The sequence below is a fragment of the Acidiphilium sp. PA genome, assembly GCF_026191915.1.
Lineage (GTDB): Bacteria > Pseudomonadota > Alphaproteobacteria > Acetobacterales > Acetobacteraceae > Acidiphilium.
Genome location: NZ_JAIMBY010000010.1, coordinates 24,924 through 51,507, shown reverse-complemented (window position 1 = coordinate 51,507; position 26,584 = coordinate 24,924). Strand labels below are relative to the sequence as shown.

The following is a 26,584-nucleotide window of genomic DNA, read 5'->3' as shown; positions in this document are numbered from 1 at the left end:
GTCAGAAGAACCCAAGCTTGTTGGGGCTGTAGCTGACCAGCATGTTTTTGGTCTGCTGGTAATGATCGAGCATCATTTTGTGGTTCTCGCGCCCGATGCCCGATTGCTTGTAGCCGCCGAACGCGGAATGGGCGGGGTACAGATGGTAGCAATTGGTCCAGACCCGGCCGGCCTTGATGTTGCGGCCGAACTGGTAGGCGCGGTTGCCGTTGCGGGTCCAGACACCGGAACCAAGGCCATAGAGCGTGTCGTTGGCGATTTCGAGCGCTTCGGCTTCGTCCTTGAACGTGGTCACCGAGACGACCGGGCCGAAGATTTCCTCCTGGAACACGCGCATCTTGTTGTTGCCGCGGAAGATGGTGGGCTCGATGTAGAAGCCTTCCGACAATTCGCCGCCATGGGCGGCACGGGCGCCGCCGGTGAGCACTTCGGCGCCTTCCTGGCGGCCGATGTCGAAATAGGACAGGATCTTGTCGACCTGCTCGGTCGAGGCCTGGGCGCCGATCATGGTCGAGGGATCGAGCGGGCTGCCCTGCTTGATCGCCTTCACGCGGGCGAGCGCACGCTCCATGAACCGGTCGTAGATGCTTTCCTGGATCAGGGCGCGGGAGGGACAGGTACAGACCTCGCCCTGGTTGAGGGCGAACATCGCGAAGCCTTCCAGCGCCTTGTCGAAGAAGGCGTCGTCCGCGTCGCATACGTCGGCGAAAAAGATGTTGGGCGATTTGCCGCCGAGTTCCAGCGTGACCGGGATGAGATTGTGGCTGGCGTACTGCATGATCAGGCGGCCGGTGGTGGTCTCGCCGGTGAAGGCGATTTTCGCGATCCGCTTGGACGAGGCGAGCGGCTTGCCGGCTTCGAGGCCGAAGCCGTTGACCACGTTGAGCACGCCGGGGGGCAGGATGTCGGCGATCAATTCGACCAGAACCAGGATGCTCACCGGCGTCTGCTCGGCCGGCTTGAGGACGACGCAATTGCCGGCGGCCAGGGCCGGGGCGAGTTTCCAGACCGCCATCAGGATCGGGAAATTCCAGGGGATGATCTGGCCGACCACGCCGAGCGGTTCGTGAAAATGATAGGCGACCGTGGTATCGTCGATCTGCGACAGCGCGCCTTCCTGGGCGCGGATGCAGCCGGCGAAATAGCGGAAATGGTCGATGGCGAGGGGGATGTCGGCCGCCGTCGTTTCGCGGATCGGCTTGCCGTTGTCGATGGTCTCGACATAGGCGAGCAGAGCGAGGTTCTGCTCCATCACATCGGCGATGCGGTTGAGCATGTTGGCGCGTTCGGTGGTGGAGGTGCGGCCCCAGGCATCGGCGGCGGCGTGCGCGGCATCGAGCGCGGCGTTGATATCAGCCTCGTCGGAACGGGCGACCTCGGTGAAGACCTGGCCGGTGACCGGGGTGACGTTGTCGAAATAGCGGCCGCCGAGGGGTGGGGTGAATTTGCCGCCGATGAAATTCTCGTAGCGGGGTTTGAACGCGAAACCGCCGGGCGCGGTGCCGGGGGTGGGGCGCAATGAGCCGTCGGGCATGGTCGGTCCTCCTTTGGGTGCGCCGCCGCCACCATGGCGACCTGCGCTTGATCTGGTTGACCGCTACATCGCAAGTCCCGTGCCAGCCGGCGAACCGCGCGGCGCCGCGGGTTTGCCGGGCGCGGGCGGCCTCCGTCACGGTATCGGGACGTCCCGTTGCGGGACATTGTCCTGAAACGGGACAGTGCGGGGCTGCGTGACGGTTTTTGTTGTCAGCGGTGGTGCGCCGGCCTAATGCTCGCTGGCATAACGGACCCGGCTAAAGGGTCGCCAGCATTACGGGTGGAACGAAAGAGAAGCACAGTAAAATGCGGGCTCATGCCAGTCATCCTGCCGCGGCGGCCGATCTTGCGACGGCGCGACGCAATCTTGCGACCAGCGGGGCGGTTGTCGGGTTGCCGCCCCTGTTGACCCGCTCGTGGACGCGCTGCGTCTCTGCCGGGTTATCGCCTGAACGGCCGTGCATCGATGCAAGGCATCTCGGCGGGCGGGAATTGCACGAGGCGGTTGAGCGCCAGGGCGATCTGACCATGCGGGCGCGCCCGATCATCGATTACCTGCACGCGCAGATCCGCGATTCCGGTTGCATCATCCTGCTGTCCGACCAGAACGGGTTTCTGCTCGATGCGGTGGGCGACCCCGGGTTCAGCGATCGGGCCGCCCGCGTCGCGCTGCAACCGGGCGCCTGCTGGGCGGAGGCCGATCGTGGCACCAATGCGGTCGGTACCGCGCTGATCGAGGCGGCGCCGGTGGTCATCCACGGGCCGGAACACTTCCTGGATCGCAACGGGTTTCTGGCCTGCGCGGCCGCCCCCCTTGCCGCCTCGGACGGCAGCCTGCTCGGCGTGCTCGATATTTCGTGCGATCACCGGATCTATCACCCGCACACCTTCGGCCTGGTGCGCGCCGCCGCCCAGATGATCGAGAACCGGATGTTCGAGATCAACCACGTGCGCGACATCAAGCTGCGGTTTCACACGGCCCTGCAGGCGGTCGGCACCGTGGTGGAAGGCGTGCTGGCGATCAGCCCGGATGGGCTCATCCTCGGCGCCAACCGCCCGGCGACCGATTTGCTCGGTCTGCGCCGGGTCGATATGGGACGCGCCAGCATCGCCGATCAGATCGAGGGACGGTTCGCCGATCTGCTCGCGCGCGACCGCCAGCGCGGCGGCGAACCCATCGAAATCTGCCGCCGCGATGGCTCACGCCTGTACGTGCGGCTCGAAATTCCGCGGATCAACCGGCCCCGGCCGGCGACGCCTATGTGGCCGGCCGACGCGCTCGCCGCACTCGATACCGGCGATGCCGCAATCTCCCGCGCGATCGGGCAGATCCGCCGGGTGCTGGGTAAACCCATCCCGATCCTGCTGCGCGGCGAAACCGGGGCGGGCAAGGATGTGATGGCCCAGGCGATCCACGCCGCCGGGCCACGCCGGGGCGAGGCCTTCGTCGCGGTGAACTGCGCCGCGCTGCCGGAACATCTGATCGAGGCGGAATTGTTCGGCTACGCGCCCGGCGCCTTCACCGGCGCCAGGCGTGAGGGCGCGCTCGGGCGCATTCGCGAGGCCGCGGGCGGTACACTGTTTCTCGACGAAATCGGCGATATGCCGGCATCGCTCCAGAGCCGCCTGTTGCGCGTGCTGGAAGACCGGACCGTGGCCCCGCTGGGTGGGCGGCCCGTTGCGGTCGATTTCGCGTTGATCAGCGCAACCAACCGCGACCTCAGGGCCGATATCGCGAAGGGCCGTTTCCGCTCGGATCTGTACTACAGGCTCAATGGGTTGTGCATCGCCCTGCCGCTGCTGCGCGAGCGCACCGATCTTGTCGCCCTGATCACGTCCATCCTCGCCCGCGCCCCCGGCCGCACCGGGCCCCGGCGCATCGCCGATCCGCTGCTTGCCGCGCTGCAAGCCCATACCTGGCCCGGCAATATCCGCGAACTCGCGAGCGTGCTGCGCATTGCCGCTTCGCTGTGCGACGACGGCGACACCGAGCTCGACTGGCACCATCTGCCCGATGATATCGCGGCTGATCTGCGCCGCCAGACCACAATACCGGCCGTGCCGCACGGCCGCCCCGATGACCGGCAATCGCTCCGCACCGCGGCCGATCAGGTTATTCTGCAGGCGGTCGAACAGGCCGCCGGCAACATGAGTGCTGCGGCACGTCGCCTCGGCATCAGCCGCAACACCCTGTACCGCCGCCTTGCCGCCTTGCAGCCGGCGGACTGATGCCGAGCGGTGGGGCGCAAGTCTGCGCGCCTTGGCCTCGTGCGCCGGCACGCGGCAGAGCGATCAGCCGCGTGGGAGGCGAATGACGAAGCGGGCGCCGGTGATGCTGTTGGTGCTGTTGCGGCGGTTTTCGGCGGTGATGCGGCCGCGGTGGGCTTCGACGATCTGGCGCGAGATCGACAGCCCGAGGCCGGAGTGGCTGCCGAAACTCTCGGTCTGGGGGCGTTCGGAGTAGAATCGGTCGAACACGTCGTTCAATTTGGCATCGGGGATACCGGGGCCCTCGTCCTCGACGGCGATTTCGATGGTATTGCCGGTTTCGCGGCCACGGAGCCAGATCTTGCCGTTTGGCGGGCTGAACGAGACGGCGTTGCCGATCAGGTTGCGCAGGACCTGGACGAGACGGCTTTCGGCGCCGCGGATTGTAAGGCCCGAGGCCGGCGCGTCGAGCACCATGACGGGGTCGTTGTCCTTGCGGGTGGCGTCGTGGATTTCGGCGAGGGCCGAGAGGATGGGGGCAAGGTCGACCGGCTCCATGGCGGTGCGCGACATTTCGGAATCGAGGCGCGAGGAGTCGCTGATATCGGAGATCAGGCGATCGAGACGTTGAACATCCTGGGCGATGATGTCGAACAGGCGGGCGGCGCGGACGGGGTCGTCCATCCGGCGGATGGTCTCGATGGCGGAGCGGATGGAGGAGAGCGGGTTTTTGATTTCGTGGGCGACGTCGGCGGCGAAGCGTTCGATGGCGTCCATCCGCGCCCAGAGAGCGTGGGCGGAGTCGGCAAGGGCGCGGGCGAGGGTGCCGATTTCATCCTGGCGGGCTGCGATGGCGGGGGGCACGGGTTCGGCCATGGCGGCGCGGCCTTCGCGCAGCCGGCTGGCCGACACGGCGAGGCGGAGCAGCGGGGTGGCGATGGTACGGGCGAGGTAGGCGGAGAGCAGCACGGTGAGCACGAGGGCGAGGACGAACAGGCCGAGGATGGAGACACGGATGGCAAAGACCGCGCGATCGACTTCGGTCGCTTCGCGGGTGAGCAGGACGACGCCGACGGATTGTTTGGAGCGGATGATGGGTTCGGCAACGGTGACGAGCAGTCGGCCGTCCGGTGCGCGCCGGATGAAGGGGGCGGCCTGATGGTCGGGCTTGGCGCTGGTCAGCCGCAGGGCTTCGCGCACGCTGGGTTGCCAGCCGAGGCCGGCGGCTTCGCCGTTGGCACCGGCGGTTCCGACATCCGGGTTGGGCAGGAAGGCGAGGAACTGGTCGTAGAGGAAGCTGACGGCGCGGGCGAAATCGCCGCGCGGGCGGACCGAGGGCAGTGGTTCGGTGATGATCGCGCCGCCGGGGCCTTGGCGGATGCGCGAGTTGGCGATGACCTGACCATCGTTACCGTAGATGAGCGCCTGGGCGTTGGGGGTGGGTTCGATCAGGCGATAAAGCAACGGGCGGGCGAGGTCGGGGTTGATGGTGGGCTGGTTGGCGGCGTTGGTCTGGACGGCGGATTCGGCGAGGGCGCCGGCGTAGATGCGGGCTTGTTCGCGGAGCGCCGTGACTTCGGCGGTGAGCAGCCCGTGCTGATATTGATCGAGGTAGAGCAGGGCCGCGACGATGAGGGCAAGCGGCAGGGCGTTGACCAGCAGAATGCGGCGCAGCAGGGGCGAGATGCGCCAGGGCGATAGCGCGGGGGCTGGCGTGGTCATGCGGATGCGGTCGGGCAGTGAAACCAACCGCGCGCCGGATTAACAAAAGTTTTGTGCCGCTCTTTTACAAAAAAGACGTGCTTGCGTCGCCTTTCCGCCTGTGCCCGGCAGCCCAGCGCCATCATGCCTCTTTGTAGCGGTAACCGATGCCATAGAGCGTCTCGATCTGGTCGAACTCTTCATCGAGGGCGCGGAATTTGCGGCGGAGGCGTTTGATGTGGCTGTCGATCGTGCGGTCGTCGACGTAGACGCTTTCGCCATAGGCCGCATCGATCAGCTGGTCGCGCGATTTGACCATGCCCGGCCGGGCGGCGAGGGCTTTGACCAGCAGGAATTCCGTGACGGTGAGCTGGATATCCTGCCCTTTCCAGAGGCATTGGTGTTTGGTTTCATCGAGCGTGAGATTGCCGCGCGCGATCAGCCCGGTGGGGGCGGCGCCGGAGCCTTCGGCGCGGCTCGCCTCGTTGCGGCGCAGCAGGGTGCGGATGCGTTCCAGCAGCAGGCGCTGGCTGAAGGGTTTGGTGATGTAGTCATCCGCGCCGAGGCGCAGGCCCATCAATTCGTCGAGCTCGTCGTCCTTGCTGGTGAGGAAGATGACCGGCATGGCGGAGCGGGCGCGCAGGCGCTGGAGCAGCTCCATGCCGTCCATGCGCGGCATCTTGATATCGAGCACCGCGAGGTCGACCGGGCGGGCCATCAGCCCCTGGAGGGCGGATTCGCCATCGGTGTAGGTGCGGACCAGGAAGCCTTCCTGTTCCAGCGTCATCTGGACCGATTCGAGGATATTGCGGTCGTCGTCAACCAGGGCAATTGTATGTTTCATCGTCTCTGCTTCAGCGGGGATCTGGACGTAACAATGGTGCAGTGACGTGACGGGAATAAGGCAACAATGCAAGACCTGAGGGAACCACAGAACGACATTCACCGTGAAGCGCGGCTGTTGCTGCGGGCTGCGCGGGCGGCAAGCCTCGCGGTGATCGAGGATGAATATCCCGCGCTTGCGCTGGTGACGCCGGCAGTGACGCTGGATGGCGCCGTGATCGTGCTGCTGTCGCAATTATCGGCGCATACCCGGGCGCTCGATCGGGATGGGCGATGTGCGCTGATGGTGAGCGGGGCGGCGACCGAGGTCAATCCGCAGACCAGCCCGCGGCTGTCGCTGGTGTGCGATGCCGAGCGGTCGGACGATCCGGCGGACCGGGCGCGGTATCTGGCGGTGCATCCCTATGCCGCATTTTATGCGGGTTTCGGCGATTTCGGGGTCTATCGGCTGAGTACGGTCGCGGCGCGATACGTCGGCGGGTTCGCGCGGGCGGCGACGCTCGATGTGGCGCGGCTCGGCCCGGTGACGGCAGCGCTGTGCGACGATGCGGCCGCCGAGGCGGCGATGGCGGCGGCGAACCGGGAACGGGCGGGTGAGATCGATGCGATCGCGCATCGGCATGGCGGTGCCGGGGATGGCTGGCGCATGGTGACGCTGGACGCCGACGGGTTCGATCTAGCGCGCGAGGACCGGGTGCTGCGGATCGCGTTACGCCGAAGCTTGCGCGTTTACGGCGAATTAATGATCGAAATGAACAATATCGCGCCTCCGACGCAGGTATGAATTGCGCGTTTCGGGTTTGGCAAAAGCCGAAAGGCGTTTCATATATGCGCCTAACGACATTGCCGATCAACGATCCAAGGGAAGTCCATCGACGTGAACGCATCCGATCATGCTGCCATCGACAGTACCGCGCACAACGCCGCCTACCTCGCCTGCTCGGGCGTGGGGCGGGTTGCGGTGCTGCACGCCAATTTGACGGCGCCCGCCCTGGTTGCCCATGCGATAAGGCGCGGCGAGGGCCGACTTTCGGCAGATGGCGCGCTGATGGTGCAGACCGGCGTGCACACCGGGCGGTCGGTCGCCGATAAATTCGTGGTCGATGAGCCCGCCACCACCAAGGCGATCTGGTGGGGCAAGGTCAATCAGAAACTGTCGAGTTCGCATTTCGCGACGCTGAAGGGCCGGGTGCAGGCGTATTTGCAGGATCGCGAGATTTTCAGCCAGGATCTGTTTGCCGGGGCCGATCCGGAGAACCGCATCCGGGTCCGGCTGATCACCACCAACGCCTGGCAGGCGCTGTTCGCGCGCAACATGTTCATCCGTCCGAAGACCAGCGAGTTGGCCGGCTTCGCGCCTGACTACGTCATTCTGCACGCGCCGGATTTCGAGGCGGACCCGGCGATCGACGGGGTGCGGAGCAGCACGGCCATCGCGCTGTCGTTCGCGGAGCGGAAAATCGTGATCGCGGGGACGCAATATGCCGGCGAGATCAAGAAATCGATCTTCACGGTGATGAACTGGATGCTGCCCGAGCGCGGCGTGCTGCCGATGCATTGCAGTGCCAATATCGGCAGGAACGACGACGTCGCGCTGTTTTTCGGCCTGTCCGGCACCGGCAAGACCACGCTGTCGTCCGATCCGGAGCGGCGGCTGATCGGCGATGACGAACACGGTTGGGGTCAGGGCGGGATTTTCAACTTCGAGGGCGGTTGCTACGCCAAGGTGATCGATCTGTCGGCCGAGGCGGAGCCGGAGATTTTTGCGGCGTCGCACCGGTTCGGCACCGTGCTGGAAAACGTGGTGGCGGACCCGCGCGGCGTGGTGGATCTGGCCGACCGCACGCTGACCGAGAACACCCGCTCGTGCTATCCGATCGAGTTTATTCCGAACGTCGAACCCTCCGGGCGCGGCGGCCGGCCGAAGCATGTGGTGATGCTGACCGCCGATGCGTTCGGCGTGCTGCCGCCGCTCGCGAAACTGACGCCGGCGCAGGCGATGTATCATTTCCTGTCGGGCTATACCGCCAAGGTGGCGGGGACGGAAAAGGGCCTCGGCCGCGAGCCGCAGGCGACGTTTTCGACCTGTTTCGGCGCGCCGTTCCTGCCGCGCGAGCCGCGTGTGTATGGCGAATTGCTGGCCAAATTGATCGCCGAGCACAATGTGTCGTGCTGGCTGGTGAACACCGGCTGGTCGGGCGGCGCGTACGGTACGGGCAAGCGGATGCCGATTGCGCATACCCGCGCGCTGCTGAATGCCGCGCTTTCGGGCGCGCTGGATGGCGCCGGTTTTCATCCCGATCCGGCATTCGGCCTGATGATCCCCGATGCGGTCGCGGGCGTGCCGGGCACGCTGCTCAACCCGCGGCAGGCCTGGGCCGATCAGGCGGCCTATGACCGGCAGGCGGCGGAATTGATCGGCCGGTTCGAGGCGAATTTCGCGAGCTTCGCGGATGGGGTGGATGCCGACATCCGCAACGCCGCAATCCGTTCGGCGGCGTAGAGCGCGAGGCTACCAGCCGAAACGTGCCATCACGGCGGTCGGGCGGCTCGCGAAGCGGATCATTTCGGCTTCGAGCGCTGCATCGTCGAGCCCGGCGATGATGCCGGTACGGACCAGCACGCTCGCACAGCCGCGTGCGGCGGCACCGGCGATATCGTGTTCGATACTGTCGCCGACGCCGAAGATACGCGCGCGGGGCACGCCGGGCAGCAGGGCGAACGCCGCCTGATAGAGTTTCGGGTGAGGCTTGCCGTACCAGCGCACGAAGCCGCCGGCGTCGCGATAGGCTTCGGCCAGGGTCCCGGCGCCGGGGTGCAGCGTGCCGCCGGCCAGCATCAGCCGGTCGGGGTTGGTGCAGACCAGCGGGATGCCGCGCGCAATGCCGGGGCGGATTTTCGCCCACAGCGCATCGTAACCGTAGCGATCGGTCTGCGAGCCGGCCAGCATGATCAGATCGGCATCCTCGATGTCGTTGACCGGTTCGATGTCGAAGCCATCGAGGATGTCGAGCGCAGGATCGCGCGCCAGCAGCAGCACACGGCAGCGGCTTTGCAGGCAGCAGGGCAAAGGGGCTTCGTGCAGCGCGGCCCAGCCGATTTCACCCGAGCAGAGCGAAGCATCGTAGCAATCGGGGGTGAAGCCCATGGCATCGAGCCGGGCGTTGTTGTTGCGGGCGCGGCGGCCGGAGTTCGAGAGCAGAATGATCCGCTTGCCCGCGGCACGGATCGCCCGCAGGGCCTCGATCGCGCCGGGATAGGGGCGTTCACCGTCGTGGATCGTGCCGAACTGGTCGATCAGGAACGCATCCGCGTCCTCCGCCAGGGCGGCCAGGCCCGGGATTTCGCTGGCGCGCATCATGCGAGTCCCCGCAGCGCGAGGCGCGCGGTGCCGTAGGCGGCCTCGGTCCGGGCGGCGGTGGTGACATCGATGCCGAGGATACGGGCGCGCAGTGCGGTCCAAACCGGATTGACCGCGCCGCCGCCGACGGTCAGCACACGGCGCAGGCGCGGCGCGCCCAGGGCGGCGAGCCTGCGGTATCCCAGCGCCTCGATCCGCGCGAGGCCTTCGAGCAGGCCGTGCAGGAACAGCGCATCGCTCTCCGGCCGCGGTGACAGGCGCGGCTCCAGCGTGGCGTCGTTGATCGGGAATCGCTCGCCGGGGGCGGGCAGCGGGTAATAGTCGAGCCCGGACTCCTGGCGCGGATCGATGCCGCGGCTCAGATCCTCGATCTGCGCCGGGGTGAAATAGCGCGCGAGCACCGCGGCCCCGGCGCTCGATGCGCCGCCGGGCAGGAAATTGCCAAGCAGCCGATGGCTGTAGACGCCATGATCCGGCGCGAACACCGGCTGGTTTGACAGGAGTTTGACGGTCAGCGTCGAGCCCAGCGCCGTCACGCCATCGCCGGGCTGGTCGGCACCGGTGGCGAGGAAAGAGGCGCAGCCATCCGTGGTGCCGGCGACCAGGCGCAATTCAGGGTCAAAGCCGAAACGCGCGGCGATGGTGGCCGCGATCGTGCCGAGGATCGTGCCCGGTTCGACCACGCGGGGCAGCGCCACCGGCAGGGCGAGCTGTTCGATCCAGCCCGGCCACGCACCGGCGACCGGATCGTAGCCGGTTTTCAGCGCATTATTGGCATCCGAAACACCGAGCGGTCCGCCCAGGCGATGCGTGATCCAATCCGCTTCGTGCAGGGCCAGACGCGGGCTTGTTTCGTCTGCAGAACCGAGCAGGCGGGCCAGCGGTGAGGTATTGCCGTGGGCGGCGCTGTCGCGCGGAGCGATTGCGGCGATGCGGGCGACGGCGGCCGGCGTCGCCTGATCGTTATACAGCGTGGCCGGGCCGGTCGGCACGCCGGCGGCATTGGTCACGATGATTGTGCCGGACGTGCCATCGACCGCGAGGGCGGCAATCGCGGCCATGTCGATCGACGGGCGCAGCGCATCCAGCGCTTCGCCGACCGCATGCCAGATGGCAGCAGGGTCCCGCCTGGCCTCGGCCGCGATGCGGGCGCTGCCCTGACCCTGCATTGCACCGGCCGGATCGATCGCGACCGCGCGCACGCCGGAGGTGCCGATGTCGATGCCGAGGGCTAGCACGGGTGCAACGGCGGCAGGCCGGTGATGAACCGGTGGATTTCGGTCGCGATCATGCTGGTGGCGACCCGCACGTTCTCGAGCGAGGCGCCGGCGATGTGCGGGGTCAGCGTGACGTTCGGCAGGTCGAGCAGCGCCCAATCGTCGGGCGGCGGTTCGATGCTGTAGCAATCGAGTGCGGCGCCGCCGAGCTGGCCGGATGCGAGCGCCGCGGTCAGTGCCGCATAGTCGATGATCGCGCCGCGCGTGGTGTTGATGATGATGGCACCCCGCCGCATCGTGGCGATGGCGGCCGCATCGATCATGTTGGTCGTCTCCGGGGTCACGCGCGGGTGCAGCGTGATGACATCGGCGCTGGCCAGCAGCGTCGGGAGCGGGCAGAGCGTGACGCCGGCGGCGGCATCCTCCGGTGCGAGGGTTGCGTAGGGGTCGGCCACGATGATGCGGCAACCGAACGGAGCCAGCAACTTGACCACGCGCCGGCCGATCTGCCCATAGCCGACGATGCCGACCGTGAGTTCCCGCAACTCGCGCCCGGTCCGGTCCGCGCGGTAGAGATCGCCGCGCCAGATGCGCTGGCGCATCCCCTCGTGCGCGACGGTGATCTGGCGCGTCTGGGCGAGGATGCAACCGACGGTGAATTCCGCCACCGCGCTGGCGTTGCGGCCGGGCGTGTTGACCACTGCGATGCCGCGCGCCGTGGCCGCCGCGCGGTCGATGTTGACCGGGCCACCGCGCACGCTGCCGATCAGCCGCAAGCGGGGCAGACGCGCGATGACGCTGGCCGAGAGCGGGGCCAGATGCGTCACGACGATTTCGGATTCGCCGATGAAGCTGGCGATATCATCGGGATCGCCGAGGAACTCCTTGATGCCGGCGAGGGCGGGTGCCTCACTCGCTTGCACCATCGGCTGATCGGGCCATGGCAGCTGCATCGACCGCACCGTGACCGCAGCGCCGCAGGCCGCGTGGATGGCGGCTTCGAACATGGCGGGCAGCATGAAATCATCGGCGATGACGGCGCAGCGCCAGATCGGGTCGCTCACGGGAAAGCCTCCTGCAAGGCGGCGAAACCGGGCCGGAATGCGGCCATGGCGCCGTACCCTGTCACTTCGGGGTGCCGGCCAGCGCGCGCGCCGTCGGTTCATCGGTGATGAACCCGGTCGGCAGGCCGGTATTGAGCATGGCCCGCAAGGCCGCCAGTTTTTCGATGCCGCCCGCGACCATCAACACCTCGCGATGGCGCATTGCCTCCATATCCACCGCAATGACCCGGTCGTGCAGCGTCGTGCTGATGCGCTGGCCGGCCTGATCATAGAACGTGCCGAACGCCTCGCCCACCGCGCCGAGCGCCCGCGCCTCGGCAATCTCGCTCGCCAGCATCATGCCGCTCTGGCAGAGAAACGCCGATTCCGTGACCTCGCCGATGCCCATGACGAACAGGCTCGACCGCGCCGCCAAATCGAGCGTCTCGGTCACGCCGCGCTGGCGCAACAGCACCACCCGGTCGTCAGGATCGTTCGCATAGAACGGCACCGGCATCACCCAGGCCGCCGCATGGGTCTTTTCCGCCAGGGCGTGGACCACATCGAACGGATTGGCACCGACCCGGCGCGGTACGCCGCCGATCACCGACACCAGCGTCAGATCGGGCCGCTCGACATGCGGCATGTGATCGACCATCGCGGCCAGGCTGCGGCCATGACCGACGCCGATGATGGCATGCGCCCCGCTTTCGATCGCGGCATACAAATAGGCCGCCGCCGCCCGGCCAAGGGCGGAAAACGGTGCCACACCGGGAATGGCCGGTACGACACGACAGAAATTGAGCCGATGCGCGGTGGACAGCGCGCGCTCGAGCGTGAGGCACCCGGCCATGTCACCCTCGATCAGGATGCGGACCAGCCCATCGCGCATCGCGCGCGCGATCAGCCGCTGAACCTTGGCCGGAGGAACCCGCAACTCGGCACTGATTTCCGCCTGGGTCAGCGATGCCTCGTAATAGAGCCAGGCCGCACGCGTCGCCAACTCGGCATCGTCGGCCCCGCTCCGGTTTCCTCGATCGTTTGCCACCGTGACCTTCTGGGTGATTAATTATTTATGGTCTGACGGAATAATCAGGCTGGCCGGGTTCTGTCAATTGAAATTGAGGCGTTACGGCACGGCGACGCTGGCGGCTTGCGGTGGGACAGCCGATCAATTCCCCAACCGGTTCACGCCATGGGTCGTCAGCGTTCCGCTGACCGGCGCCCGCGATCAAGACAGCGACCACCGCCGGAGGGTGGCGGGCAGAGCCCCCGGCCCTGCCCGCACCCTGCCTCGCGCATGTCGCCTCAGCCTAACCCTTGCGTACCCGTTCGGCCATCTCCCGCGTGTTCGCGGATAGATCGTTCGCAGCCAGAATCCGGTCCAGCGCCGCGCGCATCTTCTCCTGACGCGCCGGATCGTAGCGTTTCCAATCCGCGAACACTTCCATGCCGCGGGCCGCAACACTGCGGTTCACCTTGTCGGCCGCAAGGGTCATGCGCGCGACGAAATCGTAACCGGCACCAGACGCATCGTGAAACCACAGCGGGTTGCGATACCCGAAGGCCGAGACCAGCGAGCGGTAGCGGTTGGGGTTGCGGATGTCGAAATCGGGGTGGCGGGTCAGCGCGTCGATCCGCGCCAGCGTATCCGGCGCGCTGCTCATCGCCTGGATTGCGAAGAATTTGTCGATCACCAATGCATCGTCCTGGAATCGCGCATGGAACGCGGCGAGTGCCGTATCCCGCGCCGGACTCGCGGTATCGACCAGCAGCGCCAGCGCGGTGAGGCTTTCGGTCATGGTGGTATCGGCCGCAATCTGCGCCTGCGCCAGAGCAATCCCGTCCGCCTCATCGGCTGCCATCAGATACGCAAGGCACGCGTTGCGCAGCGCGCGGCGACCCACACTGGCCGGATCGACCGCAAACGGCCCCTCGTAGGCGGTCTGTGCGTAAACCGCCCGGAACCGCGCATGCAGCGCCTCCCCGATCGCACGGCGGGCGGCGGTCAGCACCGCGTGGATGGCATCGGGATCGACCACAGTCATCCGGTCCGCAAGCGTCGATGCCCCCGGCAGGGCGAGCAACCGCGCCGCAAGCGCCGGTGCGGCCGCCGCATGATCGAGCGCCGCGGCGCGCGCATCGCGCAACCCGTCGTCGAGCACGAAGCGCGCGCCGCCCTGATGCAGCGCGATCGCCTCGAGCAAGACCTGCACCGCGTATTCATGGCCGGCTTCCCAGCGATTGAACCCGTCGCTGTCATGCGCCGCCATCATCGCCAATTGCGCCCGGTCGTACCCGCTCAGGCGGATCGGTGCCGAAAAATTGCGGAACAGCGAGGGCACCGGTGCCGCTGCGACATCGGTGAACACGAAACTCTGCTCGGCCTCGGTCAGCAGCACCACGCGGGTACCCGCCACCGTCTCACCATCGAGCGTGCCCGCCAGATCCTGCCCTTCCGGCCCGATCAGACCGAGCGCCACCGGAATCACGAACGGCGCCTTTTCGGCCTGTCCCGGTGTCGGTGCGGTCGCCTGGCGCAGCGTCAGCGTATAGCGCCGCGTCTTCGCATCATACGTGCCGGCAAAGCTGACCGCCGGCGTACCGGCCTGATCATACCAGCGCATGAACTGGGTAAAATCGTAGCCCGACGCCTCATGCATCGCCGCGACGAAATCCTCGATCGTCGCGGCGGTATTGTCGTTGTTGGCGAAATAAATATCCATGCCGCGCCGGAACGCATCGGCGCCGATGATCGTGCGGATCATCCGCACCACTTCCGCGCCCTTTTCATACACCGTGGCCGTGTAGAAATTATCGATCTTCCGATAGGCGGGCGGCCGCACCGGGTGCGCCAGCGGCCCGCCGTCCTCGCGGAACTGAAAGCCCCGCAGCCGCAGCACATCCTCGATGCGCGACAGGCTGGCATCGGTCGTATCCGCCCCGTATTCCTGATCGCGAAATACGGTCAGCCCCTCTTTCAAGGACAACTGAAACCAGTCGCGACACGTCACCCGATCGCCGGTCCAGTTATGGAAATACTCGTGCGCGATCACCCGGTCGATCCGCAGATAATCCGCATCGGTCGCGGTATCCGGCCGCGCCAGCACCAGGGCGGTGTTGAAAATGTTCAGCCCCTTGTTCTCCATGGCACCGGCATTGAAATCGCCCACCGCCGCGATGTTGAAAATATCCAGATCGTATTCGAGGCCGAACACCTCCTCATCCCACCGCATCGACCGTTTGAGGCAGACCATCGCGTGATCCACCTTGTCCTCATCGCCCTGGCGGACGTAAATCCCGAGCGCCACCCGGCGGCCCGACGCGGTGATGAACTCGTCGTGCACCGACACCAGCTTCCCGGCGACCAGCGCGAACAGATACGAAGGCTTCGGATGCGGATCGACCCATTTCACCCAGGCCCGCCCATCCGGCATCGCCCCCCGGTCAACCGGATTACCGTTCGACAGCAGCACGGGATATCGCGCCGCGTCCGCCACCAGTGTAGCGCTGTAGCGCGCCATCACATCCGGCCGGTCCGGGAAAAACGTAATCCGGCGAAACCCCTCCGCCTCGCATTGGGTGAAAAAATCGCCCCCCGAAACATACAGCCCCGATAGTTGCGTATTCCCGGCCGGATCGATCGTGACATCGGTATCCAGCGTGCACGCATCGGGCAAATCCGCGATCACCAGCCCATGCGCGCCCAGCCGATAGGCAGCAGCATCGAGCGCCACCCCATCGACCGCTACCGCGTTCAAAGTCAGATCCTCGCCATCCAGCACCAGCGGCGCCGCCGCATCGCCATGCGCCGGGTTCCGCCGCAACGCCAATGTCGCGCGCACCCGCGTGGCTTTCGGGTCCAGATCGAAAATCAGATCGACGGTATCGACCAGAAACGCAGGCGGCCGATAATCGGACAGCCGATGCTCGGCAAGCGGGGCAGGGATCGAGACGGGACGCTCAGCCATATGACACTCCTTCGGATGCCCAAACTTGCCCGACCCGCCCGCCCCGCGCAATGCACTGAGCCACCACGGTTTTATCGGTCCGAACATCCCGTGCCGACTTCGCGGAAATTGCGTCGCGCTTCCCAACATGATTATTTTGCAAGGACCGCGCCCAAAATCCTATGCAGACGCCATCGGTGCCGCATATTGAAGCGATGGACGGCACGCCCCGCGACCTCACCCTGCGCCTGCACCAAAGCATCCATGATATCCCGGCCGCCGAGTGGAACCTGCTCGCGGGCACGGGTAACCCGTTCGTGCGCCACGAATTCCTCGCCGCCATGGAAGACAGCGGCTCGGTCGGCGGCCGCAGCGGCTGGTACCCCTACCACGCCGCACTGCGCGATGCCGCGGGCCGCCTCGCCGCCGCCGCGCCCGCCTATGCCAAGGCCCACTCCTACGGCGAATACGTGTTCGACCACGCCTGGGCCAACGCCCTCGAACGCGCGGGCGGGCGCTACTACCCGAAACTCCAGATCGCCTCGCCGTTCAGCCCGGTGCCCGGTCCGCGCATGCTGCTCTCGCCCGGGCTCGACATGGCATCCCTCGCCGACGCGCTGAAAATCGGCGCCCGGCAACTCAAATGCTCCTCCGTCCATGCCACGTTCTGTACCGAGGCCGAATGGCATGCGCTCGGCAAAGCCGGCTGGCTGCAGCGCATGGGCGTGCAATACCATTGGCATAACCGCGATTACGCCGATTTCGACGCCTTCCTCGCCGCGCTCGCCTCCCGCAAACGCAAAGCCATCCGCCGCGAACGCCGCGATGCGCAGGCCGGTCTCGAAATCCGCCCCCTGCGCGGCTCGGAAATGGGCAGACGCGAATGGGCCGCGTTCCACCAATTCTACCTCTCCACGGTCGATCGCAAATGGGGCGGCGCCTACCTCACCGAAAGCTTCTTCAGCCTGCTCGGTCAACGCCTCGGCGACGCCGTCGTCGTCATGATGGCCTTCCGCGCCGGCAAACCCATCGCCGGCGCCCTCAACCTGCTCGGCGACGAAGCCCTCTACGGCCGCAACTGGGGTGCCACCGAAGACATCCCGTTCCTCCACTTCGAACTCTGCTACTATCAGGCCATCGAATTCGCGATCAGCCTCGGCCTCAAACGCGTCGAAGCCGGGGCCCAAGGCCAACATAAAATCCAGCGCGGCTACCTGCCCAGCCGCACCTTCTCCGCCCACTACCTGTTCCACCCCGGCCTCAACGCCGCCGTCGCCGACTTCCTCGACGCCGAACGCCCCGCCATCGCCGACGAAATGGCCATGCTGGGCGAACAATCGCCGTATCGTGCCGAGCCCTGAGCGAAGGAAGCAAGGCCAGGGGCTCTCCCTCCGGAGCCATTCCAGCGATGAAGAGCATCGCTGGAACCTTCGGCTCCTCCGCCCCTGGACCCCGTTAAAGGCGGAGCCTTTAAAATCCATTAGTTTTAGGCAAGGGGAGGGCGCTGCCTCGGTGGTTCCGCCGATCTGGCCCGTGTCGCCCTCCTCTGGCCTAAAACTAGCGGGTTCTAAGGGCTCCGCCCTTAGTGGGGGTCCAGGGGGCAAAGCCCCCTGGCCTTGCTTCCCTCACTCATGATCGCCGCATACGCGTCGTTGGCCCTGTCCATGATGATGGTCGGGGCGAATGTGGTGATTTTGAAGATTTTGGCCGGGGATTTACCGATTTTCGTGATTCTGGGGTTGCGGTCGGTTCTGGCTGCTTTGGTTTTGGCGCCGTTTGCGCGGGTGCGCTGGATTCCCGGACGACGGGTTCTGGGCAATCTGGTCTTACAGGCGGGGTTTGGCACGCTGGCGTACAATGTCCTGTTGCTGGCGGGCTTGCAGCGGACGGGTGCGGTCCAGGCGGGTCTGGTGCTGGCGACCTTACCGGCGGTGATTGCGCTGGGTGCCGCGATCCTGCTGCGGGAGGGTCTGAGCTGGCGGCAATGGCTGGCGGTCGGTCTGGCGGGATTGGGTATTGCGGCGCTGGCGCGCGGCGGTGGCGGATTCAGCCTGATCGGTGACGGGCTGGTGTTCGGCGCGGTGGGCGGCGAGGCGGTGTACGCCTTGCTGGCCCGTCGGGCGGCGGGGCAATTGCCGGTCGCGCAGGCGAGTTTCTGGATGCAGGTGGCGAGTGCGGTGTTCTGCATGCCGCTGGCGATCGTGCAGATCCCGGCCGCCCATTTCACGCTGGGCATCGGCCTTTTGCTGGTGGTGCACAGCCTGACCTCGAGCCTGCTAGCTCTGCTGCTATGGTATCACGGTATGAAGCGGGTGAAGGCCGGCGTCGCCGGCGCGTTCACGGCGCTCCTGCCGGCCACCGCGACGCTGGCGGGCGTCGTGATCCTGGGAGAAGCGTTCACGCAAGGCGACGCGGTCGGTCTCGTCGCCCTGCTGTGCTCGATCGTGCTGATCGTATCGCCTCAGGTCCGGCTGCGGCCGTGGAGCAAAAAGGCCAGCGCGTAACCGGCGACCGCGGTGCCCAGCATGGCAAGCAGCGGCTGCTCCTTGATCATGTCGGAGGCGCGGCCCATCAGACTGTCGTCCACATACGAATTCGTCGTCGAGTCAAAATGCGGCTTATGGCTGGTAAAAGCCTCGCTGGCAGCTTCGGCGGCTTCACTGATGGTTTCCTTGGCCGAGCCGTAAAGCTTCTGCGCCTTGCCCGCGAGTTGGTCGGCCTTACCCTCGGCCTGGAGCGATTCGTCGCCGGTCAACCCGCCGACGCCGTCCTTGATTTTGCCCCCAATGTCCTTGGCGGCACCTTTGAGTTCATCTTCGTCCATGGTTGTCATCCTCGATCTGCTCGGCCGGAATTGGCGAAAGATGCAGATGGCGTTCGCCCCCATGTGAAACAAGCCGCGTCGCCGCCCGCGCCCGCGCGCTGGAAACCCGCATTTGTAAAGAGGGTCAGTCACATAGCTGTCATTTAATATCTTTCCATCTTCATTAAAACGGCGTTAAGGTTCGCCGATAAGTCAAAACAGGGGATCATTGATGGCTGAAGGTACTGGGATCAAACTCAAACGCGATGCGGGAATTATCGGGCTCTTGTTTGCGAGTCTGGGGGGCATCATCGGATCGGGCTGGCTGCTCGGGCCGCTCACCGCCGCGAAAATCGCCGGCCCCTCCGCGATCATCGCATGGATGATCGGCGGCGTCGCGGTCCTGCTGCTCTCCTTCGTCTACGCCGAACTCGCCACCGCCTTTCCGCGCGCCGGCGCCGTCATCGCCTTTCCAAAACTCTCCCACGGCAACCTGATGGCGACCGTGCTGAGCTTTGTCGTGTTCCTCGGCTACGCCTCGGTCGCACCGGCCGAAGCCTCCGCCGTGATCACCTATGCAAGCAACTACATCACCGGCCTGGTCGATAAAGGCGGTGTGCTGACCACGCTCGGCTTCATCGTCTCGGCAGCCCTGCTCGCTGTCTTCGCGGTGGTGAACATGCTGGCGATCAAGACCGTGCTCGCCATCAACTCGACCCTGACATGGTGGAAAATCGCCATCCCGGTGCTCACCATCATCGTCTTCCTGCTGTTCGGCTTTCACGCCAGCAATTTCTCCTCGCACGGCTTCGCCCCCGCCGGCGCGTCCGGCGTGTTCTCCGCCGTGGCAACCTCCGGCATCGTGTTCTCCTACCTCGGCTTTCGCCAGGCGGTGGAACTCGCGGGTGAATCGAGCAATCCCAAACGCAACCTGCCGATCGCGATCATCGGCTCGGTCTCGATCGGCCTGATCGTCTACGTCGGCCTGCAAATCTCGTTCATCGGGGCACTCAACCCGTCGGACATCGCCAAAGGCTGGGCCAACGTCAATTTCAAAGGCGCATTCGGCCCGTTCGCCGGCCTCGCCTCGCTCATCGGCATGGGCTGGCTGGCCGTGCTGCTCTATATCGATGCCTTCGTCTCGCCCACCGGCACCGGCATCATCTACTTCACCACAACCTCGCGGGTGCTCTACGCCACCGGCAAGGAAGGCCTGATCGGCGGCAATTTCTTCGCCAAGCTTTCGGTCGCCGGCGTCCCGCTGGTCGGCGTTCTGGTCACCTTCCTGGTCGGACTGCTGTTCCTCGTGCCGTTCCCCTCGTGGCAGGGTATCGTCACGTTCATCTCCTCCGCCACCGTGCTGTCCTATGGCACCGGCCCCGTCGTCATGATGACGCTGCGCAAAACCCTGCCGCCGGATCGTTATAAGCGCCCCTACCTGCTCGCCGGCGGCAATCTGATCGCCTCAATCGCCTTCATCATCTCCAACTTCATCATCTTCTGGAGCGGCGCCGCCACCGATGACTTCCTGTTCGAACTCATCCTCGGCTTCACCGTCATCTACGTCGCCTACGAAGCGATCGCCGGCGTCGGCATCGCCAACCTCCACTGGCGCGGCGCCTGGTGGCTCGCACCCTACTTCTTCGGCCTCTGGCTGCTGACCTATCTCGGCCCGAAAGCCCTGACCGGCGGCACCAGCACGCTCGGCCAGGTCACCGACTCGATCATCCTGATCATCTTCAGCATTGTGATGCTGTTCGTCGCGATCAATGCGGGCGTCCCGGACCCTGAGGAAGCAAAGGCGACCATCCTCGCCGGCGAACCCGAACTGTTCATGCCCGCCGAGTAACGCCGCCGCCGACCGGGGGTGCCTTGCAGCCAGCAAGGCCGGGGGTTATCCGCCCTCGAACCCCCGGCCTGGCCAGGGTCCACCGACCCCGATGTTTCAGGCCACCCAACGATACTGGTCTGCGCGATCGCCGCGCACCGGTCTGGCGAATGTGCGAGGCTCATGGCATCGGCGCCCGTCCCCCCAAGGACGGTAATCCGCCAGCTGATCGCTCGCCGCAGAGGCGATGCCGCGCCACCGCGGCAAAAACAGAAAAGGCCACCGGCGTTGACCGCCGATGACCCATTCATTTACCCGGCCGATGCAGTACGATGCCGCCGCATTGCCCGGGCCCGATCCGTACGGCCTGGTGCGTGAGGCGTCGTACGCAACGCCGACCCGTCGTACGCACGGCGGGTCGCCGCCCGTGTTATTTTGAGAGCGCGAAGATCGCCACCGTGTCGCCATACGGGTAGCTGAGCTGGAAATTGCCCCCAGCGGCCACGGCGATGTATTCACGGCCCGCGACGCTGTAGGCGATCGGCGGTGCGTTGACGCCGGCGCCAAGGTTGAACCGCCAGAGACGTTTGCCGGTTTTGGCATCCATCGCGTCGAACCAGCCGTTGCCCTCACCCGTGAACACCAGATTGCCCGCCGTCGCGAGCGCGCCGCCCATCATGGGCTGAGGCATGTGGTCGTTCCAGGCGATCTTGCCGGTATCGACGTTGATGGCCGTCAACGTACCGTCCTGCACCCCGTGCGGCACGTTCTTGAAGGTGCTGCCCAGCCGGATCTGGCCAGGAATTGCAGGGCTGCTCTTTTCGTTGGTGAAGGTCATCAACTGGTTCATGCCCAACACATAAACCTCATGCGTGAGCGGCGAGAACGCCGGGGGTGACCATTCGGCGCCACCGTTGGCACCCGGCAGCATCTGTACGCCGGCCAGCGTCGGCTGGGCGAACATGTTCTTTTGCTTGTCGAACGGTTCGGATTTGCGGATCAACTGACCGGTTTCGCGGTTCACGATGTAGAACCAGGCAGTCTTGCCGGCCTCACCGGCCGCGGGGACGGTCTTGCCGTTCACCTTGGTATCGAACAGCAGAACGTTGCTGACCGCATCGTAATCCCACACGTCGTGCTTCACTTCCTGATAATACCAGGCAAGTTTGCCGGTATCGACATGCAGGGCGACGATCGAGTCGGTGTATAGATTGTCACCGAGGCGCGAGGCGCCGTTCAGATCGGGGTTCGGGTTGCCGGTCGCGAAAATCAACAAGCCGCGCTTGGCATCGACCGTCGGCGTGGTCCACACCGTGCCACCGCCGGTCTTCCAGGAGTCGCCGGCCCAGCTTTTTTCCTTGTTGGTCGTGTTGAACTGCCAGATCTTCTTGCCGGTCTTGACGTCATAGGCGGCGACGAAACCACGGATCGGCCATTCGCCACCGGCGCTGCCGATGATCACCATGTTCTTATAGACGGTGGGTGCCATCGTCTCGGAATAACCATAGCGCGGATCGGCGACCGTGCTCATCCATGCCTGCTTGCCGGTTGCGGCATCCACCGCGATCAGCTTGTCATCGAGCGTCAGCATGAACACTTTGCCATCGGCCGCCGCGGCACCGCGATTGACCGGGCCACAGCAGATCTGGTTGGTGCCGTCGGTGTAGGTGTAGGTCCACAGCGTGGCACCGGTTGCCGCGTTCATCGCGATCAGGGCCTGCTTGTCGTTCACCATCGGAGTGGTGAGGTACATGATGCCGTTGACCACGATCGGCGTGGTTTCGAAGCTCGCGGTAAAGCCGGTCTGCGCGATCGCCACGGGGGTGAGATGCGCGACGTTACCGGCGTTGATCTGCTTGAGCGGTGAGAAGCGCGAATTGTCATAATCACGGCCGGTGACGAGCCAGTTCGCGCCGCTTTTCGGTGCCGTCTCGATCATGCCGGAGGTGACGTTGACATTCGCCGTGATCGTCTTGCCGGCAACCTCCGTTTTGCCGCCGGTCTCCGAACCTGCCGCCTCGGTGGCGCCGGCCAATGCGGTATGCGCCATGCCAAGGCATAGCAGCGCCGCGGCCGGCAGCACGGCAGAGCGCAGCCGGCGCGACAGCCGGCTCGACGGGATGGATTTTGTCATGGAAATTCCCTCATTGAACATGTGAAAAACACTAACGAACAGCCGACGTCCGGGTGGTGTTTCAGGATTTACCCGGATACGGCAGCATGGCGATGCAGGCGGCGGTTTGCCCGGTCAGCGGCACATTGCCCGCTTTGTATTGGTTTTGCTGCAATATATACGCGAATATCGACCGATATTCGGCTGGTTTCAGGCTGCCAGGCGCCTGATACGGCATTTGTGCCGTAATGAACGACAATAATTGGGCGCCCGTAATCTTGGTGAAATCGAGGTAGGATTTGAACTTGGCGCCCCCCAGCGCCGGACCTGACCCGCCGGACAGGTTAGTCATGTGGCAGGACGCGCAATTGGCATCGTACAAAATTTTACCTTGAGCCGCCTGCGCTTTTGTAAAATCCCCAGGAGCACAGGCCGCGCGGGCAATGGAACCGGACGCCAGGCACGATAGCGCTGTCAGGCTGAGTGCCACAAATAGCCGACGCATGAATTTATCTATCCCCTCGTGCTGTGCGGTACATTATTTTGCGCCCGAAGGAATAACAGGATCATGACGATCTTGTAAAGACGCTAGGCCCCCGGCTTGACCCCCAGCAGCGCGGTCCGGAACCCGTCGTCCTCGCGCAGGGCCGCCGCGGTGTCGGTGCGGATCATGCGCCCGGTTTCCAGCAGATAGGCCCGGTGGGCGATTTTCAGGCTGAGGCCAACGTTCTGCTCAACCAACAAAATCGTCATGCCGGCCTCGTTGATCGATTTGATGGTGCGGAACACCTGCTTGATGATGACCGGTGCGAGACCGAGCGACGGTTCATCGAGCATCAGCAATTTTGGCCGCGCCATCAGACCACGCCCGATCGCGAGCATCTGTTGCTGGCCGCCGCTGAGCGACCAGCCCATCTGGGTGTAAAGCCGCTTCAGGTCGGGGAAAATCTCCAGGATGCGCTCGATGTCGGATTCGGTCTCGGCGCGCGTGACTTTGCGGTTCGAGGTGCCCATCACCAGATTTTCGCGCACGGTCAGACCCGGAAATACGTGGCGCCCCTCCGGTACATGCGCAATGCCCCGGCGCACGATGGCTTCCGGGGCCATGCGGTCGATCGCCTCGCCTTCGAACCTGATGCCGCCGCGCGCCGGATGCAGCAGACCCGATATGGTTTTGAGCGTGGTCGATTTACCGGCGCCGTTGACACCGAGCAGCACGATGATTTCTCCCTGACCGACCGTCAGGCTGACATCGTGCAATGCCGTTACGTTGCCGTATCGCGCGCTGATGCCGCTGACCTCAAGCATATTCGGCATCATCGCCAAGATAGGCCTTGATGACCTTCTGATCCGACAGCACCTCGGCCACCGTTCCTTCGCTGATCTTCTGGCCGAAATCCATTACATAGGCGCGGGTGGCGACACTGGCGACAAAAGACATGTCGTGCTCGATCAACAGGATCGTCAGGCCAAGATCATGGATGCGGTACAGAATTTCAGAAAGCGCCGCGGTCTCCTCGCGGTTCATGCCGGCCGCCGGCTCATCGAGCAGCAACAATTCCGGGCCCGCAACGATAGCGCGTGCGATTTCAACGACGCGCTGCTGACCATAGGGCAGGTTCTTCGCCTTCACATCAAACCGGGAAAAGCCAAGCAGGCGCAGGGTCTCGCGTGCCTTTGCCATGGCTTCGCGATCTTCGATGAAGCCGCGCCGGCGCGCGAACAGCGTGCCGAGCAGCCCGACGGTGCCTTTCGGATAGTAGCCGATTACCACATTCTCGAGCGCTGTGAGTTCGGGAAACAGGCGAATGTTCTGAAAGGTGCGGGTTATACCGAGGCGGTTGATTTCGGCCGGACGCCGGTTGGTGATATCCGCGCCTTTGAAACTGATTGTCCCGGCGGTTGCGGTATAGACCCCGCTGAGCACATTGAGCGCGGTGGTTTTGCCTGAACCGTTCGGGCCGATCAGCACCGCGATGTCGCCGCGGCAGATGGTGAAATCCACACCGTCCACCGCCTTGATGCCACCGAAATGCTTGCGCAGACCCGTGATCTGCAGAATAGGGTCACTGCTCGCGACCGGACGTTTGAGGCTGTGTTGGCGCTGCGCCTCGACCGGCACGGCAGCGCCCTCCACCGGCCTGCGGAACACCATATCGCGCAGCGCATCCGCCCCGCGGAGCAGCATGCCATAAAGGCCCTGCGGCATGAACAGAATGACGATGACCACCAGCGCGCCATACACCGCAATGTAGTAGGCGTGCAGAAACCGCAGCACTTCCGGCAGGAAAGTGATCAACGCGGCGCCCAGCGTGGTGCCGACGATCGATTCCTGGCCACCCACCAGCGTCATTGCAAAAAACGAGACCGACTGATTGAAATCGAACACGTTGGGGCTGATATACATCGATCCGGATGCGTATAGAATTCCACCGAGGCCGCCGAGCGTGGCGGAGGCGGTGAACGCGAGGATCTTGGTCCAGAACAGGCTGATGCCGTTCGATGCGGCGGCGATCTCATCTTCGCGCAGCGCAAGCAGCGCGCCACCGAGGCGCGAATGGCGCAGGCGATAGACGAGGTAGGAGGCAATGCCGAGGCAGGCGATGCTCAGCCAATAGAAATAATGATCATGGCTGAAATCGATGCCGAAAAACGCCGGGCGCGGAATGTTGGAAACGCCATCGGCCCCGCCGGTGACGATCGCCCAATTGTTCAGCACCAGCCCGACGATGATCTGAAACCCGATGGTGACCAAAGCGAGATAATGGCTGGCGAGGCGAAGCGAGATCAGGCCCAGCAGAAAACCGAAGCCTGTGGTGATGATCAGCGCGGCGATGGCGGCTAACCCGAACGGCACATCGTGCTTGGCCGCAAGCACGGCGAAGGCATAGGCACCGATGCCGAAAAATGCGGCCTGCGCCAGCGAAACCTGACCAGAATAGCCGAGCAATATCGTCAGACCCAGTGCCGCGACCGCGTAGGATACCGACAGGATCAGCAGCGTGAGGTAATATGAGCCGAGGCGGCCGCCAGGCAGGAAGATCGGGATCAGCGCGAGCGCGATCAGGAACGGCAGGAATTTTAGGGCGGCTCTGGTCATACTTTCTGCGAGACCTTCTCACCGAACAGACCGCTGGGCCGGAAGATCAGGAACAGGATCAGCACGATGAACGGAAACGCATCGCGATAGCTGCCGGAAATGTAGGTAGCACCATAGGTTTCCACGAGGCCGATGGTCAGGCCGCCGACGATGGCACCCTTGATCGAGCCGAAGCCGCCAACAATCGCGGATGCAAACGCCTTCAACGCGATGGTCGATCCCATCCCCGCGGTCACGGTATAGACCGGGGCGATCAGAATACCGGCAAGACCGCCGAGCCCGGTGCTGATCGCGAAAATCAGCGCGGTCATGCGGGCGACGCGAATTCCCATCAGGCGCGCGGTATCCGCATCCTGCGCGGTGGCCTGAAGTTGCTTGCCGAGTTTGGTACGTTCCAGAAACCAGTTCAGCACCGTCACCATCACTGAAGTCACCACAATGATCACGAGGTACTGCGGATAGACGAACACGCCATCGATATTGACAGATTGCGCCTTGAATATGCCCGGCAGCTGAAACGGCACCGGGCCGTAGATCAGCAGAAACACCTGCTCAAGAAACACCGACGCGCCGACGGTTGCGATCATCACCGGCAGAAAGTTGCGCGTTCGGTTACGCACCGGTTGATAGAGCACGAGCTGGAACAACGCGCCCACCAGACCGGTCAGCACCATGGCGGCCGGCAGGGCGATCCACCAGGGCCAGTGCACGCCGAGCACGAGGCTGACCATGAAATACGCCCCGATCATCGCGAAATCACCCTGCGCGAAATTCACGACATTGACCGAGGTGTAGATCAGCACGAAGCCCAACGCGACGAGCGCGTAGATACTGCCGACCGCGAGGCCGGCAATCGTGAGCTGAATAAATTCGACGAACAC

At 64.9% G+C, this 26,584-nt stretch carries 20 protein-coding genes; 6 read left to right on the top strand and 14 right to left on the bottom strand.

All coding sequences use genetic code 11. The annotated features are described in order from the left end of the window. Position 1: 1 nt before the first annotated feature. Positions 2–1,534 carry an aldehyde dehydrogenase gene (gene adh, locus AruPA_RS12850; protein WP_265637104.1) on the bottom strand — a complete coding sequence of 511 codons (1,533 nt, stop codon included), beginning with the start codon at positions 1,532–1,534 and terminating at the stop codon, positions 2–4. A gap of 308 nt (positions 1,535–1,842) precedes the next feature. On the opposite strand from adh, the gene AruPA_RS12845 reads away from it, so the two are divergent. Then, positions 1,843–3,765 carry a sigma-54-dependent Fis family transcriptional regulator gene (locus tag AruPA_RS12845; protein WP_265637103.1) on the top strand — a complete coding sequence of 641 codons (1,923 nt, stop codon included), beginning with the start codon at positions 1,843–1,845 and terminating at the stop codon, positions 3,763–3,765. Positions 3,766–3,828: 63 nt separating this feature from the next. Here the strand turns inward: AruPA_RS12845 and AruPA_RS12840 are convergent, their stop codons facing one another. Beyond that, positions 3,829–5,466: a stimulus-sensing domain-containing protein gene (locus AruPA_RS12840; protein WP_265637102.1), complete on the bottom strand. Its 1,638-nt coding sequence runs from the start codon at positions 5,464–5,466 to the stop codon at positions 3,829–3,831. A 121-nt stretch (positions 5,467–5,587) separates the two neighbouring features. After that, positions 5,588–6,289, bottom strand: a complete 702-nt coding sequence (locus tag AruPA_RS12835; protein WP_265637101.1) for a response regulator transcription factor — start codon at positions 6,287–6,289, stop codon at positions 5,588–5,590. Positions 6,290–6,355: 66 nt separating this feature from the next. Between AruPA_RS12835 and AruPA_RS12830 the strand changes: the two genes are divergently transcribed. Together AruPA_RS12830 and AruPA_RS12825 are read left to right on the top strand one after the other, a co-directional pair. Continuing rightward, on the top strand, positions 6,356–7,072 hold the full coding sequence (locus AruPA_RS12830; RefSeq protein WP_265637100.1) for a HugZ family protein: 717 nt from the start codon (positions 6,356–6,358) through the stop codon (positions 7,070–7,072). 93 nt (positions 7,073–7,165) lie between these two features. Further along, on the top strand, positions 7,166–8,791 hold the full coding sequence (locus AruPA_RS12825; protein ID WP_265637099.1) for a phosphoenolpyruvate carboxykinase: 1,626 nt from the start codon (positions 7,166–7,168) through the stop codon (positions 8,789–8,791). A 9-nt stretch (positions 8,792–8,800) separates the two neighbouring features. Here AruPA_RS12825 and AruPA_RS12820 read toward each other — a convergent pair whose 3' ends face one another. From AruPA_RS12820 to pepN, 5 genes are all read right to left on the bottom strand, one after another. Then, entirely contained in the window at positions 8,801–9,649 is an 849-nt protein-coding gene (locus tag AruPA_RS12820) for a TIGR01459 family HAD-type hydrolase (RefSeq protein ID WP_265637098.1), read from the bottom strand. Continuing rightward, positions 9,646–10,887, bottom strand: a complete 1,242-nt coding sequence (locus AruPA_RS12815; protein ID WP_265637097.1) for an FGGY-family carbohydrate kinase — start codon at positions 10,885–10,887, stop codon at positions 9,646–9,648. Before AruPA_RS12815 ends, AruPA_RS12820 begins: the two co-directional genes overlap by 4 nt. Further along, positions 10,881–11,930: a 2-hydroxyacid dehydrogenase gene (locus AruPA_RS12810; protein WP_265637096.1), complete on the bottom strand. Its 1,050-nt coding sequence runs from the start codon at positions 11,928–11,930 to the stop codon at positions 10,881–10,883. Before AruPA_RS12810 ends, AruPA_RS12815 begins: the two co-directional genes overlap by 7 nt. A gap of 61 nt (positions 11,931–11,991) precedes the next feature. Beyond that, complete coding sequence (locus AruPA_RS12805) at positions 11,992–12,957, bottom strand: sugar-binding transcriptional regulator (RefSeq protein ID WP_265637095.1); 966 nt, start codon at positions 12,955–12,957, stop codon at positions 11,992–11,994. 265 nt (positions 12,958–13,222) lie between these two features. Further along, complete coding sequence (pepN, locus tag AruPA_RS12800) at positions 13,223–15,880, bottom strand: aminopeptidase N (protein WP_265637094.1); 2,658 nt, start codon at positions 15,878–15,880, stop codon at positions 13,223–13,225. 194 nt (positions 15,881–16,074) lie between these two features. Between pepN and AruPA_RS12795 the strand changes: the two genes are divergently transcribed. Then, a complete protein-coding gene (locus tag AruPA_RS12795) occupies positions 16,075–17,220 on the top strand; it encodes a GNAT family N-acetyltransferase (protein ID WP_408858641.1) in 1,146 nt (381 codons plus the stop codon). Between the two features lie 270 nt (positions 17,221–17,490). After that, positions 17,491–18,363 (top strand): DMT family transporter, encoded by an 873-nt coding sequence (locus AruPA_RS12790; RefSeq protein WP_265637092.1) that lies wholly within the window; start codon positions 17,491–17,493, stop codon positions 18,361–18,363. Here the strand turns inward: AruPA_RS12790 and AruPA_RS12785 are convergent. Next, entirely contained in the window at positions 18,321–18,683 is a 363-nt protein-coding gene (locus tag AruPA_RS12785) for a CsbD family protein (protein ID WP_265637091.1), read from the bottom strand. The two genes, AruPA_RS12790 and AruPA_RS12785, sit on opposite strands and share 43 nt — an antisense overlap. A gap of 211 nt (positions 18,684–18,894) precedes the next feature. Here AruPA_RS12785 and AruPA_RS12780 point away from each other — a divergent pair, with 211 nt between their 5' ends. Continuing rightward, positions 18,895–20,511, top strand: a complete 1,617-nt coding sequence (locus AruPA_RS12780; protein ID WP_265637090.1) for an APC family permease — start codon at positions 18,895–18,897, stop codon at positions 20,509–20,511. A gap of 409 nt (positions 20,512–20,920) precedes the next feature. Here the strand turns inward: AruPA_RS12780 and AruPA_RS12775 are convergent, their stop codons facing one another. The 5 genes from AruPA_RS12775 to AruPA_RS12755 all read right to left on the bottom strand — a co-directional run bounded on the left by AruPA_RS12775 (position 20,921) and on the right by AruPA_RS12755 (position 26,584). Further along, a complete protein-coding gene (locus tag AruPA_RS12775; RefSeq protein ID WP_265637089.1) occupies positions 20,921–22,624 on the bottom strand; it encodes a PQQ-binding-like beta-propeller repeat protein in 1,704 nt (567 codons plus the stop codon). A 61-nt stretch (positions 22,625–22,685) separates the two neighbouring features. After that, positions 22,686–23,108, bottom strand: coding sequence for a cytochrome c (locus AruPA_RS12770; protein WP_265637088.1), 423 nt, complete (start codon positions 23,106–23,108; stop codon positions 22,686–22,688). Between the two features lie 83 nt (positions 23,109–23,191). Beyond that, positions 23,192–23,911, bottom strand: coding sequence for an ABC transporter ATP-binding protein (locus AruPA_RS12765; protein WP_265637087.1), 720 nt, complete (start codon positions 23,909–23,911; stop codon positions 23,192–23,194). After that, the gene (locus AruPA_RS12760) at positions 23,904–25,703 is read right to left on the bottom strand and encodes a branched-chain amino acid ABC transporter ATP-binding protein/permease (RefSeq protein ID WP_265637086.1); all 1,800 of its coding nucleotides are present in this window, start codon (positions 25,701–25,703) and stop codon (positions 23,904–23,906) included. Before AruPA_RS12760 ends, AruPA_RS12765 begins: the two co-directional genes overlap by 8 nt. Further along, complete coding sequence (locus tag AruPA_RS12755; RefSeq protein ID WP_265637085.1) at positions 25,700–26,584, bottom strand: branched-chain amino acid ABC transporter permease; 885 nt, start codon at positions 26,582–26,584, stop codon at positions 25,700–25,702. The genes AruPA_RS12760 and AruPA_RS12755 overlap by 4 nt, the downstream gene beginning before the upstream one ends.